Source organism: Flavobacterium xinjiangense (assembly GCF_900142885.1).
Classification (GTDB): domain Bacteria; phylum Bacteroidota; class Bacteroidia; order Flavobacteriales; family Flavobacteriaceae; genus Flavobacterium; species Flavobacterium xinjiangense.
In genome coordinates, this window is record NZ_FRCL01000003.1 from 282,444 (window position 1) to 303,623 (window position 21,180).

Consider the following 21,180-nt stretch of genomic DNA (forward strand, 5'->3'; position numbering starts at 1 on the left):
TCTAAAACAGTAATAGGGAAAGAAAAAACAAAATCTTAAAAAAGAGTAATTCAATGCTTTATAAACAAAAAAACTAAAAAAGATGAAAAATGCAATTAACTGGTTTGAAATCCCAGTACAAAACTTAAGTAGAGCACAAGCCTTTTACGAAACAGTATTAGGAGCAAAAATGCATCCAATGGAAGCTATGGGCATGAAATCAGCTTTCTTTCCCGCCGACATGGAACATGGTGTTGGAGGCAGTTTAGTGGAAAATGAAAAGTATCAACCAGCTGATAAAGGCACTTTGATTTACCTCAACGGTGGTGAAGATTTGAGTATTCCTCTTGCAAAGGTGGAACAAGCAGGTGGAAAAGTTGTTTTACCTAAAACTTCGATAGGACCTAATGGTTTTATGGCACACTTTACCGACACCGAAGGAAATAAAGTAGCCTTTCACTCCATGAAATAAAAAAGTCGCGTCTCAATGAAGTGAAAAAAGGCCCTTGGAAACTTTTGAATTTGATATAGGTCGTCAAAAAAAAATGCTTGGCTTTTGGACATCACTAATTTTTTTTTAAGAATAAATTACTAATAAAAAGGAGTAGGAATCGAATTTTCCTGCTCCTTTATTACAAATGCCACAATAAGAATATGTCAATATCCAAGTTGCTAGACAAAATTCAAAAAACTATGTTTGAACGATATTTTTTTTTAAGCGATTGACTGATAAAACGGTCTTTATAGCAGTTGAAAATGGAATCATCTGGTCCTTATACTAAAAATAGCTATAAAAATAAAACGCTCATAACGGATATTTAAAATCCTGCTATAAGCGTTTTTTTCGTCTAAAAAGTTCCTTTAATAAAAATAAAACTACATCTTGCAATCCACTTTTGACAACACTGTTTTCCCTTCAAATTTTAATTGCTTGATGTCTTTAAATGTTACTTTTCCTTTGTTATCATCAACAACATCGCCATAACCTTCTACATACGTATTTCCCTTTTTCAAAAAAGCTACTTGTCGTACTGATGAAACTCCTTCGGACATAAAAGTGTAATCCGCAATAAGCGTATCGCCTTTAAGTTCCCCGACAAGTGTTCCTTCATTTTTATCTTTTTCATAGAATTTATAACTCAATTTCCCATTTGTTACTTCGTTTCCTTTGATAGTCAAATTCATCAAAATAGTATCTTTTTTTATAGTACCGCTATAACATTCATCGGAAACTGGTTCTTCAACAACTATTTTTTCCGATGCATCCGGAATTGTTTCCACTTCCTTTTCGCTTTCTTTTTTACATGAAACCAGAACACTCACAAACACGAACCCTAATACAATTACTTTTTTCATCTTATTTTATTTACCTATTGATTTAATAAATATACGGTTTTATTATTTGGATTGAATCCAAAAAAAAATCCATCAACAAAAGCTGATGGATTTCCTATATAAAATTAAACAGAAAACTATGCGTCTAAATCAACAGTAGTGCGCGCTGCAATCTCTTTGTAAGTACCGTTTTCTAATTTATCACGAATTGCTTCAAAAGCCGTTAGTGTTTCGTCAATATCTGACAAAGTATGCGGAGCAGTAGGAATAACACGCAATAAAATCATTCCTTTTGGAATAACTGGATAAATTACTATTGACAAGAAAATACCATAATTCTCTCTTAAGTCATTTACCATTACCATCGCTTCTGGTACACTTCCTTCCAAATAAACTGGTGTAACGCAAGTATTGGTATCACCAATATTAAATCCTTTGCTTCTCAAACCATTTTGCAAAGCATTTACATTCTCCCAAAGTTTGTCTTTCAATCCTGGGTTATCACGCAACAATTGCAAACGTTTCAAAGAACCAACTGTTTGAATCATCGGTAATGCTTTAGCAAACATTTGCGAACGTAAGTTGTATTTTAGGTAATCGATAATATCTTTATCAGCGGCTACAAAAGCACCTATATTCGCCATCGATTTTGCAAAAGTCGAGAAATAAACATCAATTTCATCCTGAACGCCTTGCTCTTCACCTGCTCCAGCTCCTGTTTTACCAAGAGTACCAAAACCGTGAGCATCATCAACCAAAAGACGGAAATTATATTTCTTTTTCATTTCTACAATCTCTTTCAACTTTCCTTGTTGTCCACGCATTCCAAAAACACCTTCAGTAATAAAAAGAATTCCTCCACCTGTTTCCGTAGCTATTTTGGTAGCACGTTGCAGGTTTTTCTCCATACTTTCGATATCATTGTGTTTGTAAGTAAAACGTTTTCCACTATGCAAACGAACTCCGTCAATAATACAAGCGTGCCCATCAACATCATACACAATCACATCATTTCTAGTCACCAAAGCATCAATTATAGAAACCATTCCCTGGTAACCAAAATTCAATAAATAAGCCGATTCTTTCATTACAAAAGCAGCTAATTCATTCTCTAATTGTTCGTGATATTTAGTATGACCACTCATCATACGAGCACCCATTGGAGCAGCTGCACCAAATTCTAACGCTGCATCCGCATCTGCTTTACGCACTTCTGGATGATTTGCAAGACCTAAATAGTCGTTTAAACTCCAATTCAAAACCTCTTTCCCTTGAAATTTCATTCTTGGGCCTAAATCTCCTTCTAATTTTGGAAATACAAAATATCCTTCTGCTTGTGAAGCCCATTTTCCTAATGGTCCTTTATTGTTTTGAATCCTTTCGAATAAATCCTTTACCATAATATATTAAGTAATAATTTTAATTTTAAGAAGTTGCAAAAATAATTATTTAAACGGTATAAAGGTATTGAAAGCGAATTTATTTTTTTAGGGTTTATACATATGAGTATCAGGAGCTATTTAGCTAGGTTGAATCTTCAATGTCCCACTCTACACTATATTTTTTGTGATGTCAAGAAAGATTGCTTCGTTCCTAGGAATGACAGCACAAAGGAATGCCTTAAGTAGTGAGGCTTTGGAATCACGACAATCAGGGTTAATCCCGAAGTTTCGAGACTATTGCGATGATAAACTTTGTATATTTGAATCCTAGAAAACATAGTTTATGTCTGACAAAATCACAAACGAACTGCAGGAGCTACTCAAAGCCAATGTAGTTACAGAAGAAACCGCCAAAAAAATCCGGCAATACTTCAACGAAAAACAGGAAGGAAGCCAAAACAGACTCTCTTCTGTTTTTGGCATTTTGGGAGCAATCCTTGTTGGTCTTGGAATTATTCTTGTTTTTGCACACAACTGGGATAACCTTTCTCGATTAACTAAAATATTACTATCGTTTCTTCCGCTGATTATTGGTCAATTATTTTGTGGATATTCCCTTTTAAAAAAATCAGAAAGTCCGGCCTGGCGAGAAAGTTCTGGCGTTATTTTATTTTTTGCTGTTGGATCCAGTATAGCATTAATTGCTCAAGTTTATAACATTTCGGGAGATTTAAATTCGTTTTTAATGATTTGGATGCTTTTGTGCCTGCCATTGGTTTATCTACTAAAATCCTCCATAGTTTCACTATTATACCTTACTGGAATCACCTATTATGGTTGCAATGCAAATTACTTTACCTATCCAACTGCACATTCTTACTATTATTGGTTGCTGCTTTTAGGGATCGCGCCACATTATTATGAACTTTTGAAAACCAAAGCTAACAGCAATTTCACCCTATTTCACCACTGGTTTATAGCTTTGTCCCTTATCATATGCTTGGGTACAATTGCCCATAAAAATGGAAATTCAATAGCATTAAGTTATATGAGTTTGTTTACCATTTTCTATTTCATTGGTCAAACACCATTTTTCGAGGTGCAAAAATTAAAAAATAACAGTTTTCTCATTTTTGGAAAATTAGGAATACTATATCTTTTGCTACTTTACAGTTTCAAATGGTTTTGGGATAAATCTATTTACGATACGACTTCTGTATCGGAAACATTTTTTTCTCTAGAATTCATAATTGCTTTGCTACTGACATTTTTGGCAGCTTTACTCTTTTACAAGAAAAACAGCCAAACAAATTTTAAAGAGATTTCCGTTCTGGAACTTGTTTTCCTGACCAATATTCTCTTTTTCATCCCAGGATATGAATTTTCTATTATTGCAAACGGAATTGTATTAGCAATAGGAATTTCTGAAATTAAACGCGGAAGTAAATTAAACCATTTAGGAATACTGAATTTTGGTTTAATTCTTATTAGCATTCTTGTAACTTGTCGCTTTTTTGATACTAATTTGAGTTTTGTAATCCGAGGGATTTTATTTATTACAATTGGTTTAGGGTTTTTCTTAACCAATTATCTAATGCTCAAAAAAAGAAATAGAAATGAAAAATAAGAAAAACATACTTCTATTATTTGCATTGGTTGCAATAACTCAATTATTTGTTCCTTTGCAAATGATATTCAATCAGGAAAATATCATAAACACCGGAACTGAATTCAAATTTCAAACCGCTCCAATAGATCCTTATGATGCTTTTAGAGGAAAATACATTACACTGTTCTTCAAAGAAAGAGAAATTAAGGTAAAAAACGCCAAAAAATATACTAGCGGCGAAACGATTTTTGCAACAATTATTACCACCAAAAATGGCTTTGCAAAAATTAGTTCTATTTCTAGAAGCAAACCAGAAAACACTGATTCCTATCTAAAATTAAAGGTTGGTTTTGCCCATAATAATGATAAAATAGCCATAGATTTGCCTTTTAATAGGTTTTATATGAATGAAAATATAGCTTCAAAAGCCGAAAAAATCTATCGCGAATCTTCCATTAAAAAGAAAAATGAAACCTACGCTTTAGTTGCCATAAAAAACGGAGAAGCCTTCATCAAAGATGTTCGCATCAACGAAGTTTCCATTAAAGATTTGGCAAACAAAAAGTAAAGAAATATCAATTTAAAAGAATTATTCCTACCTTTAAAGTAGAAAAACTCAATAATATTAAAAATGTCACAAGATACAATTGAATTAAAACTCGCCGTTCTCATTGATGCTGATAACGTTCCATATAGCAATGTAAAAGGAATGATGGAAGAAATCGCCAAATTTGGAACACCAACCACCAAACGTATTTATGCCGATTGGACCAAACCAAATGCCGGTGGATGGAAAAGTGTTTTACTGGAACATGCCATCACGCCTATTCAGCAATACAGCTATACGGTTGGAAAAAATTCTTCGGATTCAGCGATGATTATTGACGCCATGGATTTATTGTATTCGGATAAAGTGGATGGATTTTGTATTGTTTCCAGTGATTCAGATTTTACAAGACTTGCCATTCGTTTGAGAGAATCAGGAATGAAAGTTATTGGAATTGGGGAACAAAAAACACCAAATTCCTTCATTGTTGCCTGCGATCGATTTATTTACATCGAAGTTTTGGATGGCGCAATCAAGAAAAAAGCAAAAAAACGTTCGGCAGATACTAAAAAACCGGTTGAGAAGCCCGTTGAAAAACCCGTTGAAAAATCATTAAACAAAATAGATTCAGATACAATAGAACTTATAGAAACCTCCATAGAAGATATTTGTGATGATGATGGTTGGGCATTTCTTGGAGACGTGGGAAATATGATCGTAAAGAGAAAACCTGAATTCGACCCAAGAAATTATGGTTTCTCTAAACTGACACCAATGTTAAAATCGCTGACTGACATTTTGGAAATCGATGAAAGAGAATCTGATAAAAAAGGAATCAAACACGTTTATGTTAGATTGCGTTACAGTTAAACTAAATCTTTTATCATTTGAAACAAGGTTTCTTTCTTGATTGGTTTAGATAAATACTGATTCATACCAATTTCCTTAACACGCTCTTTTGTAGTTTCCATAACATCAGCAGTTACAGCAATAATGGGGATGTTCATATTTGATATTCCGGCTTCCCCATTTCTAATTGCAATCGTGGCTTCATAACCGTCCATAACAGGCATTTGAAGATCCATTAGTACAATGTCAAATTGGTTTGTCTTGAATGCATATAAACCTTCCTGACCATTGTTTGCATAAACTACTTTGGTATTTAACCATTTTTTGGTAATCATCTTTATGACCATTTGATTGATAGGATTATCCTCAACCACTAGAATTGTCTTGCCCTCTAAGTCGTAAGTAACGGACTCAACTATAACTACTTCCTTTTTTTCTTGTTGCACTACATCATAATCAATCGTTATCTTGCATGTTGTACCTTCATTAACTATACTATCCATTTCAACGTTTCCGTTTTGCATATCTACCACTGTTTTTACAATATAAAGTCCTAATCCGAGTCCGCCAAATTTTCGTTTATTATCAATATTATTTTGCGAAAAAGAATCAAAAATACTTTCCATTTTTTCTTTGGAAATTCCCACACCTGAATCAGAAACAGTCAAAATCAAACTAGATCTATTGTTTGGTTTCTGTTCAGCGTCAATGTGGAATTTAACAAACCCCTCAGAAGTAAATTTAATAGCATTACTCAAAACATTATTAACCACTTGAGCTAATCTCGTCACATCTCCATTCATACGATCTGGAATGTTATCCGATTTTGAAAATTGAAATTCTAATCCTTTATCGCTTGCTCTATTGTGAGCATTATTTTTTAAATGTTCCAAAACTTTAACAGGCTCAAATGATGATTCTTCCAGTTTAAGTTCGCCTTTTTCGATTTTAGAAAAATCTAAAATATCATTTACAGAACTCAACAAACTATGGGAGGAATATTTTATGATTTGGCAGTTTTTTTTGATAGTATCATCTTGCACTTCTTTAGAAATAGAATCAATTAAATTCATAATAGCGTTCAAAGGTGTTCGCAACTCATGGCTTATATTCGATAAGAAATAAGATTTTAATTCATTCATTTCTTCAGAACGTACTAGTGCAATTCTATTCAATTCGTTTTTCTCATTTTTAAGATTCCGAATCAAATTTGACATCGACAAAGAAAGAAAAATAACTTCTAAACCTGTTCCTAATTTAGAACTATTTTGAGTAAAAAAATTGATAGGAAATAACCCAAAATTATATAAAATGAATATGCCAAAACCGACAATCAAAAATAAAATACCTGCGGTAAAAAAAGAGTCCACCGGTTTTTTATTGTAATAAAGATAAATTATTGAATAGACAATCAGAATCAAAAATACAAGTGTAAGCACATTAACTAAAATGTAAGAAAACAACAAGAGTGAAGGAACAAAAATAACACATAACAATAAAAAAAGCAATAAGCCATAAGCTACATTGAATAGAATATAAATTTTCTTGCTATTCGCTTTAATTTTCAAAAACAATTCGCTGTATTTCCCCGATAAAAAAACAGCAAATATTGCTATGAATAATAGGCCATGATTAGAAAACCACCCTCCATTTGGCGTCACATACTTATAGAAAAAACCATCTAAAGCAAACTGCAACAAACCGACAAATGAAACGTACAAACTATAGTATAAAAATATCCTTTCATTTAAAGCAAAATAGAAGAAGAAATAAATAACTGCCGCAATTGACAAAATACCATAAAACATCCCAAAAAACAATTGTTCATTTGAAATCATCCTTATAAAGTTTTCTGACGAATACAGCTTAACAGGAATTTTTATGACTTCGCCGTCGCTCTTAAAATGTAAAAACAACTTAAGATTTGATTTAGGCTGAATTTCCAAGTCAAAAATTGATTTTCTATTATCAAAACTACGTTCCGAATACCGCATAGTATCACCGCTTACCATTTTGACAATTTTTCCCGAAGCCACATCAACAATATATAGTTCTACCAAATCTGTGATAGGTCTTGCTGTCTCAAGGTAATAATCTAACGATTTAGTGGTCGGGTTTTTAAGTTCAACTTTAGCCCAAAAATTGTTTTCAGTAAAGCCTAAATCATCATTTTCAGTTTTTAGTTTTTTGGGATTTAAGGACTGATAATTGGCTATTACGTCCTGAATATCTAAATTTCGTTGGCCTACATCGGCTACTGTAGTATAATTATGAAGCGATAACTCGTTAGGTAGTGAATTTTCATCAAAAATATATTGCGAAAAACTATTTGTTGAAAAGAATAAAACAAATAAAAATAGTAAAACAGTATGGTAGATATTTGATATTTTCTGATACATCATATAATTTTAGTACTATCTATTTACGATAAAAATAATATTTTGGTTTTTTATGTGAGTCAAATTTAAGTCTTTATTTTCTGTTAAAAAAAGTTGATCTTTCATTATTCTCATTAATTTAGTACAAAAACTATATCATGCGACAAAAATTTTTCGTTTTAGGAATTGCAGGACTTATTATTTCTTTGACTATTTTTTTCTATTTTAAAATAGGGCTCGTTTTGTCAGTAGCTATATTTATCCTTTTGTTAATTGGTTTTGCCAACAGTATTCAGCAGAAACATTCCATTCTTAGAAATTTTCCAGTGTTTGGCTATTTTAGATATTTTTTTGAAATGATTGCTCCAGGAATTCAGCAATATTTTATAGAACGTTCTACTGATGGGAAACCATTTTCAAGAAACCAGCGCACTCTCGCCTATCAACGAGCCAAAAATATTGATTCAACATCTCCATTTGGAACACAACTAAACCTCAATCGCTCCAGCTACGAGGGGATTAAACATTCTATTTTCCCTACTACTGTAAATGAAGAGTTACCTCGTGTTTTAGTTGGCGGACCAGATTGTAAGCAGCCTTATTCCGCTTCCTTATTAAACATTTCTGCGATGAGTTTTGGTTCTTTGAGCGAAAATGCAATTATGGCATTAAACAAAGGAGCGCTTAATGGAAATTTTTATCACAATACCGGGGAAGGTGGATTGACTGAATTTCATTTACAAGGCGGTGATGTTACTTGGCAAATAGGTACTGGTTATTTTGGTTGTCGTGATGACAGAGGTGGATTTGATGGTGGTCGATTTGCTGAAAAAGCAAATTTACCAGAAGTAAAGATGATTGAAATAAAACTATCACAAGGTGCAAAACCAGGGCACGGTGGTGTTTTACCCGCTGCTAAAAACACAGCGCAAATTGCAAAAATAAGAGGAGTACAACCAAACATCACTATTCTTTCTCCGCCGGGTCATTCTGCCTTTTCAGACACCAAAGGCTTAATTGAGTTTATTGCAAACCTGCGACAACTTTCTAATGGCAAACCTATCGGATTTAAATTATGTATTGGAAAAACCAGCGAATTCGAAGCAATTTGCCAAGAAATGATCATGCAAAATTGCTTCCCGGATTTCATTACTGTCGATGGCGCCGAAGGAGGAACAGGAGCCGCACCACTTGAATTTGCTGATGGTGTGGGAATGCCATTTGAGCCCGCACTCATTTTTGTTAATAAGACTTTAGTTCGTTTTGGGATTCGTCACAAAATGCGTGTGATTTGCAGCGGAAAGGTAATTTCTGGCTATTCTATTCTTAGAGCTGTAGCTCTTGGAGCAGACATGTGCAATAGCGCCCGTGGTTTTATGTTTTCGTTGGGCTGTATCCAAGCTTTACGATGCAACACCAACGAATGTCCTACAGGAGTCGCCACCCAAAATAAAATGGTTGTAAAAGGTTTGGTTGTTACTGATAAAGCGGAGCGGGTTTTCTATTTTCATAAAAACACCTTACATGCTGCAAATGAACTTTTGGCAGCAGCTGGTAAAAAAAGCTTTGCTGAAATTGATATCGACATTTTTATGCGTGGAGATGAATTCGCTCATTTATCTGATTTGTATTTTCCTGATAATTTAAAAAGCGTAACCATACATTAAAATTACAGCAACAAAAAGGAGGACCTTTTAGAGTCCTCCAATTGTTGGTTCTGATTTACCATTATCTAACTTATACTTTTACTCGTATAGCTGACTATTGAATTATCATGTCTTATTGTAAGATTGATATACTCAAGTAATTAATCAAAACCACACTCAAAGATACAATTTACTTTTCTAAAAATATAAAGCAACCGCTATTTTAACTATTGATTAACTTATTAAGCATAAGGTATTAAGCATCTTAATTACACATCCGTTTTCCAATTATATAATATAATTTAAAATATCTAATACTATTTCCAATGAGACAACAAAAAAGGAGGTCTTTTTAAAGGACCCCCTATGTGATTCTGAATTACCGATATTAACTCTTACCGTTGCTGGTATAGTCTATTGTGAGTTATCAATCTCATTATAAGATTAACATTCCCAAGTATTCAATCAGAATCACATATCAAAGATATTGTTTGTTTCTAAAATAATCAACTGTTAATCCGCATTTAACCAATAATTAACGCCATTCATTTTACTTAAATGATAACCAACTATATACACCACACCGTTAAAATTACTTTTCTAAAAAATTAAATTAGAAAATACTTTTTTTGGAGTATAGCCACAAAAAAAGAGGCCTTTTTACAGACCTCTAGTTTAGATTTTGGTTTACTATTATCGACTTAAACCTTGCGGTCTAGTGACTATCGAATACGCTACTCTTTGCAGATGGCCATATTCAAGAACAAATCAAAATCATACTCAAAGATACGGCTAATTTCATTTTAAAAAACATTCGAAAAGTACTTTAACCTATTTTTAACTTGTTAAATTTAAGCGATTTAAATTAAAATTTATTGTACCAGTTAATCAATACTAACAGCGTGATCAAAATAGCTAAAATTAAATAAAAAGTGATTGTCAGTAGCAGAACCTAACATTCACAATTCTGAAATACATCTAATATTAACACAAAAAAAGGAGGCCTTTTTAAAGGGCCTCCGATTGTTGATTTTGATTTACCATTTATCAAATCATACCGTTAAGCATGAAATAACTATTTGAATAAGCTTCTCTTTGCAGATGGTTTTACCCAAGTGATTAATCAAAACCACAATCAAAGATATAATTTATTTTAATTAAATACTTAAAAAACAACATTTTAACTATACATTAACTAGGCAGCTTTTGCGTGTATCAAAAACAAATTTAAGCACTTTATTAAATAACCTTTTATACCTTAGTTTTAGTATTTCGTTAAACTGAATTACGTTTCGATGCAGGCACAAAAAAGGAGGCCTTTTTAAAGGGCCTCCGATTGTTGATTTTGATTTACCATTTAGCAACTCATACCGTTCAGCATGAAACGACTATTTGAATAAGCTTCTCTTTGCAGATGGTTTTACCCAAGTGATTAATCAAAATCATACTCAAAGATACCAATTATTTCGCCTATTTTCTTCAAAAACAATACTTTAACTATTAATTAACCTGCTCTTTTTAGATATGCATTGTAGTCTAAATGTGCTAATTACAAATAGATAATGAGAAGTACATTGCTCCACTATTGAAGGCGCTAGTGCAAGAATATCTAAAAGTATGTATCTTTGAAAAATCAAACTAAAACCAATAAAATGCAACTCGTTTTCGCTTCCAATAACAAAAACAAAATCCTAGAAATACAAAGTATACTTCCTGCATCCATCAAAATCCTTAGTTTAGAGGACATTGGATGTTTAGAGGAAATTCCAGAAACAGCAGATACAATTGAAGGCAATGCTATTTTAAAAGCCAATTATGTAACCCGTAACTATGGCCACGATTGCTTTGCAGATGATACCGGACTCGAAGTAGCTGCTTTAAATGGAGAACCTGGTGTCTACTCGGCAAGATATGCCGGCGAGCAACGTAATGCTGATGATAATATGGATAAATTATTGAAAGCCTTGTCAAATAAAAACAACAGGAATGCACAGTTTAAAACGGTCATTGCTTTGAATATAAAGGGCAAACAAGAATTATTTACAGGTGTTGCCAAAGGTGAAATTACTTTAGAAAAAACAGGAAACAAAGGTTTTGGCTATGATCCCATTTTTCAACCTTTAGGCTACAAAAAAACATTTGCCGAATTATCTTTGGAAATTAAAAATGAAATCAGTCACAGAGGAAAAGCAACACAACAGCTCATCAACTTTCTAAGAAAGAGCAGTTAATTTTGATATTATTCAAATTTAACACTGAAAAGTTAAACTGAAAACCCTAATTTAAGCCTAAATTTTTAAATTTTAAAAATCAAATTTCAAACCAATCTTATAACTTTCTGACAATCAAATGATAATAAATCATTAAATCTTAAAATAGCATTAGTTTATATCGATTATTAACAGTAATTTTGCACCCTATTTTAAAAATACATATGAATAAATTTGAACAATTAGGATTGAGTGAATCGTTACTGAAGGCGATTTTAGATCTAGGATTTGAAAATCCGACCGAAGTACAGGAGAAAGCGATTCCCCTATTATTGGAAAAAGACACAGATATGGTTGCGTTGGCTCAGACAGGGACAGGGAAAACGGCAGCTTTTGGTTTTCCAGTTATTCAGAAAATTGATGCCAACAACAGAAACACACAAGCATTAATTTTATCTCCAACACGCGAACTTTGTTTGCAGATTACCAACGAAATTAAAAACTACTCTAAATACGAAAAAGGTATTAATGTGGTAGCAGTTTACGGTGGAGCTAGCATAACAGAACAAGCGAGAGACATAAAGAGAGGCGCACAAATTATTGTGGCAACTCCAGGAAGAATGCAAGACATGATTAATAGAGGTTTGGTAAACATCTCTCAAATCAACTACTGTATTCTTGACGAAGCTGACGAAATGTTGAACATGGGTTTCTACGAAGATATCGTAAACATCCTGTCTACTACGCCAGACGAAAAAAACACATGGTTATTCTCTGCAACAATGCCTGCTGAAGTAGCACGTATTGGAAAACAATTCATGACGGATCCAATTGAAATTACAGTTGGAGCTAAAAACTCAGGTTCAGCTACCGTTTCTCACGAATTTTACCTTGTAAATGCTCGTGATCGTTACGAAGCTTTGAAACGTTTAGCTGATGCTAATCCAGACATTTTCTCCGTAGTTTTTTGTCGTACTAAAAGAGATACCCAAGCTGTCGCTGAAAAATTAGTAGAAGATGGATACAGCGCTGCTGCTTTGCACGGAGATTTATCTCAAGCGCAACGTGATGGTGTAATGAAATCTTTTAGAGGAAGACAAATTCAAATGCTTGTGGCTACTGATGTTGCTGCTCGTGGAATTGACGTTGATAGCATTACTCACGTAGTAAACTACCAATTACCTGATGAAATCGAAACTTACAATCACCGTTCAGGTCGTACTGGTCGTGCTGGTAAGTTAGGAACATCTATTGTAATTGTTACTAAAAGTGAATTGCGTAAGATTTCTTCTATTGAAAGAATCATCAAACAAAAATTCGAAGAAAAAACAATACCTTCTGGAATTGAAATCTGCGAAATCCAATTATTACACTTAGCTAATAAAATTAAGGATGTAGAAGTTGATCACGAAATTGACAACTATCTTCCTGCAATTAACAGCGTTCTTGAAGATTTATCGAAAGAAGAATTGATCAAGAAAATGGTATCGGTTGAATTTAATCGTTTTATCAATTACTACAAGAAAACAAGAGATCTTTCTAATCAAGCTTCAGGTTCTGAAAGACGTGAGCGTGATGATAGAGATGGTGCTCCAAGAGAAAATAACAATGGTGGTGCAACAAGATATTTTGTGAACATAGGTTCAAGAGATAATTTTGATTGGATGTCATTGAAAGATTACTTGAAAGAAACATTAGACTTAGGTCGTGATGACGTTTTCAAAGTAGATGTAAAAGAAGGTTTCTCTTTCTTTAACACTGATCCAGAGCATACTGATAAAGTAATGGAAGTATTGAACAACGTACAATTAGAAGGACGTAGAATCAATGTTGAAATTTCTAAAAATGACGGTGGCGGAAGACGTGACCATAACGGAAGAAGTTCTGGCGGAGGTTTTGGCGGAGGTCGCTCAGGCGAAAGAAGTTCAGCTCCAAGAAGAGAAGGAAGTTTTGCACCAAGAAGAGAAGGTTCTGGCGGTGGTGGTTTCAGAAGCGATAGAAATTCAGCTCCAAGAGAAGGTGGATTTGGCGGAAGAAGTTCAGCTCCAAGAGAAGGTGGTTTCGGAGGAAGAAGCTCAGCTCCAAGAGAGGGTGGTTTTTCTGATAGAGCACCAAGAGAAGGAAGTTCTGACAGAGCACCAAGACGTTCTGAAGGCTTTGGTGATGCACCAAGACCAAGAAGACCAAGAAAAGACTAACATTCATTGTTAATTTTCTTATAATTATATTAGTAAACTACAAAATATTCAATCGCCTTTATTACTTTTAAAGTTTTAAATGAGTTTATGAAATATTTTGTAGTTTTCTTTTTTTTAGTACTTTCCACAGCTGCTATCGCACAAGATATACAGCCCTCTCAAAAGGTTAATGGTATTATTATCAACAACAACACAAGACAGCCTTTGTCTAATGTAAATATCATCAATATTAATAAAGTAAGAGGCGCAACTACCGATTCGAGAGGATATTTCGAAATCGATGTGCAACCAAATGATACTTTACATTTTACTATCCTAGGATATCAATCCTTAAGAGTTCGTGTTACAAACGACTGGATAAAAAACAAAAGCACCAAAATACAACTTACCGAAAAAGCTATTGCGCTGGAAGAAGTAATTATCAGACCTTTTAATTTAACAGGATATCTGGAAGTGGATTCAAAATTAATTCCAACAAAAGAAAACTACCGTTATAGCATTTCCGGTTTAACACAAGGCTATGAAGCAGGTGAATATTCTCCAAATGCCTTTGGTAGAGTATTAGGCTCTATCTTTAACCCTACGGATATGCTTTATAATTTCTTTGGGAAAAATCCAAAAGAGCTAAAAAAGTTAAAAGAAATGAAGAAGGATGATACAGTCCGAAATCTACTGGAATCTAAATTCGACAGGGAAACTATTTCCGTACTTCTTGGTGTAGACAAAAATGAATTGGCCGAAATTCTACAACGCTGCAATTATTCCGAAGCTTTTATACAAACTGCAAATGATTTACAAATCATGGATGCCATTAGCGGTTGTTATGAAGAATATAAAATTCTGAAGAAGAAATAAGATTTTAGTCTAAAAACAATATCAATCCTCAATCACGAAAGTAGTTGGGGATTTTTGTGTTAAAATAGTTAAATTTGAATTTTATAAATCTCAATTAATATAACATCAACTTACATGTCTAACATACCTTTTCAAACCATCAATTGGGATACAATAGAGAAAACAGAACATAAAGGAGAAATAGGAACTGCTTATTGGCAAACTATGCAATTAGGAGGGCTTAGAATTAGAAAAGTTATTTACTCTGAGGGTTATTTGGCAGATCATTGGTGCCAAAAAGGACATATTGTACATTGCCTCGAAGGAAATTTTATTACCGAAATGGAGGACGGACGACAAACAAATCTGTCTAAAGGGATGACTTATGTCGTTTCTGATGATTTAAGCTCTCATCGCTCCATAGCCACTAATGGAGTTGAATTATTAATTATCGACGGGGATTTTTTGAAATAATATTCAAACAGATGAAAATATTATATACATTTACTCACATCAAAATTAAAAACATAATTTAAATCCAATATCATGGCAAAAAGTCAAGACGCAAAGAAAACTGCAAAAAAAGAGCCTTTAAAAACGGCTAAAGAAAAGAAAGAAGAAAAAAGAGACAAGAAAAACGCTCCTAAAAGAGACTAAAAATTAGTGTTCAGTATTCAGATTATAGTGTTCAGTTTCGTTTGTTACTGAACACTATTTTTTTTTTTAAATACTGAACACTGAATACTATTTCATCGGAATATTAGCTAAAATTTCCAATACAAATTTCCAAAATTTCTGAGAAGAAGAAATACTTGCTCTTTCATCCGGAGAATGCGCTCCATGAATAGTTGGTCCAAAAGAAATCATATCCATATCAGGATAATTAGTTCCCAGAATTCCACACTCTAATCCCGCATGACAAGCCACAACTTTTGGTTTCGCCTTGTTTTGTTTCTCGTAAATAGCAACAAGAACATCAAGAATCTCCGATTTAACATTTGGAGTCCAACCTGGATAAGAACCTGAAAGCTCTACCTCACAACCTACCAATTCAAAAGCAGAGCGCAAAGAATTAGCCAAGTCATATTTAGATGTTTCTACCGAAGAACGAGTCAAACATCCTACTGAAATTTCACCATCTTTTATAATTACTCTTGCAATATTATTAGAAGTTTCCACTAAATCTTCCATATCAGCACTCATACGATACACACCGTTATGTGCCGCATAAATTGCTCTTATAATTCCTTCCTGAACACCTAAATCCATAACTTTTTTCGGCAAATCGCATTTCACGATTTCTATGGTTAAGTTAGGTTCCGTAGTTTTATATTCGTTTTTGATATCGTTGATGATTTCCTGCATATCAAAAATATAGGCTTCATCAAACATTTCTGAAATAATCACTTTCGCCACACTTTCTCTTGGAATAGCGTTACGTAAACTTCCTCCGTTGATTTCTGCCACCTGCAAACCGAAGTTTTCAAAAGCATCGAATAACAAACGGTTCATGATTTTATTGGCATTACCCAAACCTTTATGAATATCCATTCCTGAATGCCCGCCTTTCAATCCTTTTACAGAAATAAGATGTCCAACTGAACCTTCTGGAACTTCCTCTTCATGATAACTTCTCGTAGCCGTCAGATCAATTCCTCCAGCACAACCAATATCTATTTCATCGTCTTCTTCTGTATCTAAATTCAAAAGAATTTGACCTTGAAGAATCCCTCCTTTTAAATTCAATGCTCCTGTCATTCCTGTTTCTTCGTCTATTGTAAACAAAGCTTCAATAGCTGGATGTGGAATATCTTTACTTTCCAAAATTGCCATAATTGTAGCAACTCCAAGGCCATTGTCCGCACCAAGAGTTGTTCCTCTAGCACGAACCCAATCTCCATCAACGTACATGTCTATTCCTTGTGTGTCAAAATCAAAAACGGTGTCTGCATTTTTTTGATGCACCATATCCAAATGTCCTTGAAGTACAATCGCTTTGCGATTTTCCATTCCTGCAGTAGCCGGTTTACGGATGATTACATTACGGATCTCGTCTTCAAAAGTTTCCAATCCCAGACTGTTACCGAAGTTTTTCATAAACTCAATCACACGCTCTTCTTTTTTAGAAGGGCGCGGAACAGCATTCAAATCAGCAAACTTATTCCAAAGTGCTTTGGGTTCTAAATTTCTTATTTCTTGGCTCATTTATTTTATTTGAAGTTTAAATTTTATCAAGTTCAAAGTTACAAAGTTTAAATTCTTTACGCTACTAAATGATATTGTAATTATATTTACATTCTCAAAATCTATCTATTGAAACCAAAATATTTTCTTTCCCTCTTTCTTCTTGCACAACTATTTTTTCTGCAAGTTATTCCCTATTTCCCTGAATATGTGGAGCAATTTTACAGTAATGGTCTGTATCCAATGATTGCAGCATTTTCGAGAATAGTTTTTGGCAAAATTCCATTTTCATTAGGGGACTTTATTTATTTGATCACGATTTTATCTGTATTATTCTGGTTTTGGACCAAACGAAAATCTTGGAAATCAAGATGGAAAAACAATCTTTTGGCTGTTGTAAGTTTTTTATCAATTTTTTATTTTCTGTTCCATATCCTTTGGGCATTTAATTATTACCGTCAACCACTTTTTGAGAAAATGGTAATCGCAAAAGAATATTCAGATGCTGATTTACTTGATTTTACCAAAAAATTAATCACTAAAACTAACGCGGTTCAAGTTGAAATCACAAAAAATGACAGTTTAAAAGTGGTATTTCCCTATTCGCAAGAACAGATTTTTGAAATGAATTTAAATGGTTATAAAAACTTATCCTCTCAATATTCCTATTTTGCTTACAATAATAGAAGCACAAAAAAATCGATTATCAGTTTACCATTGGCTTATATGGGTTTTAGTGGCTATTTGAATCCGTTTACCAATGAAGCTCAGGTAAATTATCTTGGACCCATGTACAGTTTTCCAATGACAACCAATCATGAAATGGCACATCAAATGGGTTATGCCAGCGAAAGTGAATGCAATTTTATTGGTTTTTTGGCGTCTGTAAAAAATGATAATTTACACGTTCAATATTCAGGCTACAGTTTTGCTTTGCGCTATTGTTTAGGAAATTGGCAATTTCGCAACCCAAAAATATTTAAACAATTGCTAAAAACTATTCATCCTGGAATTTTGAAAAACTACAAAGAAAGCGATCATTTTTGGAAACAATATGAAACACCAATTGAAACTGGCTTTCATGCTTTTTATGACAATTTCCTGAAACTAAATCAACAAAAGGACGGCATTGAAAGCTACAGTAAGTTTGTGAATTTGATGGTGAATTATTACAAAAAAAATGAGTTATAAGTTCTAAATGTTACCATTTTTGAACTCATAACCCACCGTATTTAAACTAGACCTGTCAGGCTTAATTTCTATATTTTTTCAAGTAATAATCCTGTAGCGGTAAGTCCAGGACCAAAAGCCATAGCTACAATTTTTGTTCCGGATGCAATATTTGAATCGTTAATAATTTCATTAAAAATATGAGGAACTGTCGCGGAAGACATGTTTCCCAATTGAAGTAATATTTCATACGACCAACGCGCTTGTTCTTTTGATATTCCAACTGCATCCACTACATAATCAATAATTTTAGGCCCTCCTGGATGTATTGCAAAATGCATATCAGATTTCTCTTCGTCAAGATCTACATCAACTTTGGCGCAAAGCGTTGTCAAAAATGATTTTATATTTTTACGAATAAAAACGGGAACCCTTTTAGAAAGCGTCATTAAAAAATTGTACTCTCCTATTTCCCAGGACATATCATCTAATGAATCCGGAATAATAACCTCATGAGAAGCTAAAATTCTGAGTCCTTTTTTATCCTCAATAGAATCATCATTCATGAACGTATCTTCTTCATATAAAGAATATCCAATAAAACCGTCTCCAAAAAGAGAGCATATCATAGTGTTTGCAACAGAAAATTCAGTTAAATTTAAATGTGCAGATAATAACTCCGTGTGAACCACATCAACTCTACCATGATTTCTACTACCGCTTATCAAGTGACTGGCAGTTCTTATAGCAGGGAAAGCCCCATAACAGCCCATTTGATACGAATGTGTAACCTGCGTTGTACCCCAATTTCTATTTATTACGGCTTCTTGCGCAACACTAGGCGAGGAATATCCCGAACAGGTAACATGAACCAGGTTTTCAGGAGCAGAATTTGTTGTTGAATAAAATTCATCAAAAACATATCCCATCTTTTCTTTAAACCATTGCATTCGGGTTCCAATTTTTGGTCCAAAAGAATCTCTTCTCGCTGATACTAAGCTACTAGGAAATTGATAATCCGAAGGTAAAGTTTCGTCCATTTCATTTTCAATAAAATGTTCAACATCTTCAAAAATTAAAACTTGTCTCTTATTAATATTTTCGGCAGGAACAGAATACTTATCAACCTGATCTGATATAACCTCGAAACTATTTGATTCGTCAATAATTTCATCTTCTCCTGAACCAACTAGACTTGGCTTGGTTTGAAAATGATGGTATAAAAACTTGGTGTATTGGTTAAGTTTTTGCTGATCGATTAATTTCCCTACCAAAATAGGCTTGAAATTAGTAATAATAATGCTTTTCATTAATTTTGAAACTTTGTGTGAATTCCACAAACTTAAGCCATAACACTGTTTTTAAAAAGAAGCCAAATAAAAATTAAAATCGCAAAATTATAATTACTTGATTACTAGGTATTTATGATTATTATAATTTTGTTAAAATATTGTAAATCAGCATATTGTAAGAATGATATCACACGAGCTTAATCACTGATTATCAACGATGTAAGAATGCAATTACACTATTAATAAGGCCGGTTTTTTACACTTCATCACTGGTAAACGTAGTAAAACTTTTCTTTTTATATGGTCTAATAATCAATCTTCCTTCACGGTCAAAACGAATGTAGTTATATACCCAATTGAGGAAAACCACAGCTCTATTTTTGAATCCAATTAGGGAGAATAAATGCACAAACATCCACACAAACCAGGCAAAAACACCACTGAAATGGTATTTTGGCAAATCGACTACTGCTTTATTTCTTCCTATTGTAGCCATTGAACCTTTGTCGTTGTATTCAAAGGCTTGCATCGGTTGTTTTCTAATTAATTTTATGATGTTTTCTCCCAATAATTTGCCTTGTTGCATAGCAGGTTGAGCCATCATGGGATGTCCTTCGGGATAACTTTCCGTTTCCATGGAAGCGATGTCGCCTACGGCAAAAATATTGTCGTAACCTACCACTTGGCTGTATTGATTGACCCGAATACGTTCTACTCTTTCCACCAATGATTTGGCGTCTAATCCTGCAACTAATGCTCCTTGGACACCAGCAGTCCAAATTACGGTTGCGGTTTCAAATGTCAAATCAGAATTCGTAATAATAGTTCGTCCATCATAATTAGTTACCCGAACATTTTTCCAAATTTTCACGCCTAAACTGTTCAGAAACTTCTCGGCGGCAATAGAAGATTTTTCACTCATCGTGTTTAAGATTCTGTCTCCGCTTTGAATGAGATTGATTTCCATTTTATCAATATCCAAATCGGGATAATCTTTTTGCAGAATGGCTTTTTTCATTTCGGCTAGAGCGCCTGCAAGCTCTACTCCTGTGGGTCCGCCACCTACGAGTACAAAATTAATAAGGCTATTACGCTCTGCCACATCAGTGGTAAGAACCGCTTGTTCGAAATTTTCGAGAATAAGACTGCGTATATTGAGCGACTGTGGTATGGTTTTCATCCCCATACTGTTGCGTTCTATTTCTTTGTTGCCAAAATAATTGGTTTTAGATCCTGTGGCAATGATCAGATAATCGTAACTTAATTCGCCAATCTCGGCGATGACTTTTTGGTTTTTTGTGTCTATCTCTTCTACAGAAGTGAGTCGGAAGTAGAAATCATCATATTCCTGTATGACTTTTCGAATTGGATAAGCAATAGAACCTGCCTCTAACCCGCCTGTGGCAACCTGATATAGCAAAGGTTGAAAATTATGATAGTTGTGTTTGTCTAAAAGTACGACTTGCATATTTTTATTTTTTAATTGTCTGGCCAATGCAATGCCTGCAAAACCTCCACCTATAATTACTATTCTGGGATTCTTAGATTGTGGAATGTTCATGTTTAA

General features: G+C 33.7%; 16 protein-coding genes. 10 read left to right on the forward strand and 6 right to left on the reverse strand.

Annotation, left to right across the window (positions count from 1 at the left end; genetic code table 11):
• Window positions 1–82: 82 nt before the first annotated feature.
• The gene (locus BUC23_RS05210; protein WP_073206511.1) at window positions 83–451 is read left to right on the forward strand and encodes a VOC family protein; all 369 of its coding nucleotides are present in this window, start codon (window positions 83–85) and stop codon (window positions 449–451) included.
• A 404-nt stretch (window positions 452–855) separates the two neighbouring features.
• On the opposite strand, the gene BUC23_RS05215 is transcribed toward BUC23_RS05210, so the two are convergent.
• On the reverse strand, window positions 856–1,335 hold the full coding sequence (locus BUC23_RS05215) for a hypothetical protein (protein WP_073206514.1): 480 nt from the start codon (window positions 1,333–1,335) through the stop codon (window positions 856–858).
• A 116-nt stretch (window positions 1,336–1,451) separates the two neighbouring features.
• Window positions 1,452–2,714 (reverse strand): cysteate-C-fatty acyltransferase, encoded by a 1,263-nt coding sequence (locus tag BUC23_RS05220; protein WP_073206517.1) that lies wholly within the window; start codon window positions 2,712–2,714, stop codon window positions 1,452–1,454.
• A 325-nt stretch (window positions 2,715–3,039) separates the two neighbouring features.
• On the opposite strand from BUC23_RS05220, the gene BUC23_RS05225 reads away from it, so the two are divergent.
• The 3 genes from BUC23_RS05225 (at window position 3,040) to BUC23_RS05235 (ending at window position 5,722) form a co-directional block, all read left to right on the forward strand.
• Window positions 3,040–4,323: a DUF2157 domain-containing protein gene (locus BUC23_RS05225; RefSeq protein ID WP_073206520.1), complete on the forward strand. Its 1,284-nt coding sequence runs from the start codon at window positions 3,040–3,042 to the stop codon at window positions 4,321–4,323.
• Entirely contained in the window at window positions 4,313–4,873 is a 561-nt protein-coding gene (locus BUC23_RS05230; protein ID WP_073206523.1) for a GDYXXLXY domain-containing protein, read from the forward strand. The genes BUC23_RS05225 and BUC23_RS05230 overlap by 11 nt, the downstream gene beginning before the upstream one ends.
• A gap of 63 nt (window positions 4,874–4,936) precedes the next feature.
• Window positions 4,937–5,722 (forward strand): NYN domain-containing protein, encoded by a 786-nt coding sequence (locus BUC23_RS05235; protein WP_208609305.1) that lies wholly within the window; start codon window positions 4,937–4,939, stop codon window positions 5,720–5,722.
• Here BUC23_RS05235 and BUC23_RS05240 read toward each other — a convergent pair.
• On the reverse strand, window positions 5,719–8,103 hold the full coding sequence (locus BUC23_RS05240) for a hybrid sensor histidine kinase/response regulator (protein ID WP_244153770.1): 2,385 nt from the start codon (window positions 8,101–8,103) through the stop codon (window positions 5,719–5,721). The genes BUC23_RS05235 and BUC23_RS05240 overlap by 4 nt on opposite strands.
• Before the next feature lie 134 nt (window positions 8,104–8,237).
• Between BUC23_RS05240 and BUC23_RS05245 the strand changes: the two genes are divergently transcribed.
• The 5 genes from BUC23_RS05245 (at window position 8,238) to BUC23_RS05265 (ending at window position 15,441) form a co-directional block, all read left to right on the forward strand.
• Window positions 8,238–9,746: an FMN-binding glutamate synthase family protein gene (locus BUC23_RS05245; protein ID WP_073206533.1), complete on the forward strand. Its 1,509-nt coding sequence runs from the start codon at window positions 8,238–8,240 to the stop codon at window positions 9,744–9,746.
• Window positions 9,747–11,377: 1,631 nt separating this feature from the next.
• A complete protein-coding gene (locus tag BUC23_RS05250) occupies window positions 11,378–11,956 on the forward strand; it encodes a non-canonical purine NTP diphosphatase (protein ID WP_073206536.1) in 579 nt (192 codons plus the stop codon).
• Between the two features lie 203 nt (window positions 11,957–12,159).
• Window positions 12,160–14,133 (forward strand): DEAD/DEAH box helicase, encoded by a 1,974-nt coding sequence (locus tag BUC23_RS05255; protein ID WP_073206539.1) that lies wholly within the window; start codon window positions 12,160–12,162, stop codon window positions 14,131–14,133.
• An 87-nt stretch (window positions 14,134–14,220) separates the two neighbouring features.
• Window positions 14,221–14,988, forward strand: coding sequence for a carboxypeptidase-like regulatory domain-containing protein (locus BUC23_RS05260; protein ID WP_073206543.1), 768 nt, complete (start codon window positions 14,221–14,223; stop codon window positions 14,986–14,988).
• Between the two features lie 114 nt (window positions 14,989–15,102).
• A complete protein-coding gene (locus BUC23_RS05265) occupies window positions 15,103–15,441 on the forward strand; it encodes a DHCW motif cupin fold protein (protein WP_073206546.1) in 339 nt (112 codons plus the stop codon).
• Window positions 15,442–15,711: 270 nt separating this feature from the next.
• Here the strand turns inward: BUC23_RS05265 and BUC23_RS05270 are convergent, their stop codons facing one another.
• On the reverse strand, window positions 15,712–17,172 hold the full coding sequence (locus tag BUC23_RS05270; RefSeq protein WP_073206548.1) for an aminoacyl-histidine dipeptidase: 1,461 nt from the start codon (window positions 17,170–17,172) through the stop codon (window positions 15,712–15,714).
• Between the two features lie 108 nt (window positions 17,173–17,280).
• On the opposite strand from BUC23_RS05270, the gene BUC23_RS05275 reads away from it, so the two are divergent.
• Window positions 17,281–18,342 (forward strand): DUF3810 domain-containing protein, encoded by a 1,062-nt coding sequence (locus BUC23_RS05275; RefSeq protein ID WP_073206551.1) that lies wholly within the window; start codon window positions 17,281–17,283, stop codon window positions 18,340–18,342.
• Window positions 18,343–18,410: 68 nt separating this feature from the next.
• Here BUC23_RS05275 and BUC23_RS05280 read toward each other — a convergent pair whose 3' ends face one another.
• Window positions 18,411–19,631, reverse strand: coding sequence for a 3-oxoacyl-[acyl-carrier-protein] synthase III C-terminal domain-containing protein (locus BUC23_RS05280; protein WP_073206554.1), 1,221 nt, complete (start codon window positions 19,629–19,631; stop codon window positions 18,411–18,413).
• Between the two features lie 238 nt (window positions 19,632–19,869).
• Window positions 19,870–21,174: an NAD(P)/FAD-dependent oxidoreductase gene (locus tag BUC23_RS05285; RefSeq protein ID WP_073206556.1), complete on the reverse strand. Its 1,305-nt coding sequence runs from the start codon at window positions 21,172–21,174 to the stop codon at window positions 19,870–19,872.
• Between the last annotated feature and the right edge of the window lie 6 nt (window positions 21,175–21,180).

Excerpts from the sequence above, each read along its gene's own strand:
- BUC23_RS05210 (WP_073206511.1), top strand. The coding sequence starts at position 83 with ATGAAAAATGCAATTAACTGGTTTGAAATCCCAGTACAAAACTTAAGT.
- BUC23_RS05215 (WP_073206514.1), bottom strand. The coding sequence starts at position 1,335 with ATGAAAAAAGTAATTGTATTAGGGTTCGTGTTTGTGAGTGTTCTGGTT.
- BUC23_RS05220 (WP_073206517.1), bottom strand. The coding sequence starts at position 2,714 with ATGGTAAAGGATTTATTCGAAAGGATTCAAAACAATAAAGGACCATTA.
- BUC23_RS05225 (WP_073206520.1), top strand. The coding sequence starts at position 3,040 with ATGTCTGACAAAATCACAAACGAACTGCAGGAGCTACTCAAAGCCAAT.
- BUC23_RS05230 (WP_073206523.1), top strand. The coding sequence starts at position 4,313 with ATGAAAAATAAGAAAAACATACTTCTATTATTTGCATTGGTTGCAATA.
- BUC23_RS05235 (WP_208609305.1), top strand. The coding sequence starts at position 4,937 with ATGTCACAAGATACAATTGAATTAAAACTCGCCGTTCTCATTGATGCT.
- BUC23_RS05240 (WP_244153770.1), bottom strand. The coding sequence starts at position 8,103 with ATGATGTATCAGAAAATATCAAATATCTACCATACTGTTTTACTATTT.
- BUC23_RS05245 (WP_073206533.1), top strand. The coding sequence starts at position 8,238 with ATGCGACAAAAATTTTTCGTTTTAGGAATTGCAGGACTTATTATTTCT.
- BUC23_RS05250 (WP_073206536.1), top strand. The coding sequence starts at position 11,378 with ATGCAACTCGTTTTCGCTTCCAATAACAAAAACAAAATCCTAGAAATA.
- BUC23_RS05255 (WP_073206539.1), top strand. The coding sequence starts at position 12,160 with ATGAATAAATTTGAACAATTAGGATTGAGTGAATCGTTACTGAAGGCG.
- BUC23_RS05260 (WP_073206543.1), top strand. The coding sequence starts at position 14,221 with ATGAAATATTTTGTAGTTTTCTTTTTTTTAGTACTTTCCACAGCTGCT.
- BUC23_RS05265 (WP_073206546.1), top strand. The coding sequence starts at position 15,103 with ATGTCTAACATACCTTTTCAAACCATCAATTGGGATACAATAGAGAAA.
- BUC23_RS05270 (WP_073206548.1), bottom strand. The coding sequence starts at position 17,172 with ATGAGCCAAGAAATAAGAAATTTAGAACCCAAAGCACTTTGGAATAAG.
- BUC23_RS05280 (WP_073206554.1), bottom strand. The coding sequence starts at position 19,631 with ATGAAAAGCATTATTATTACTAATTTCAAGCCTATTTTGGTAGGGAAA.
- BUC23_RS05285 (WP_073206556.1), bottom strand. The coding sequence starts at position 21,174 with ATGAACATTCCACAATCTAAGAATCCCAGAATAGTAATTATAGGTGGA.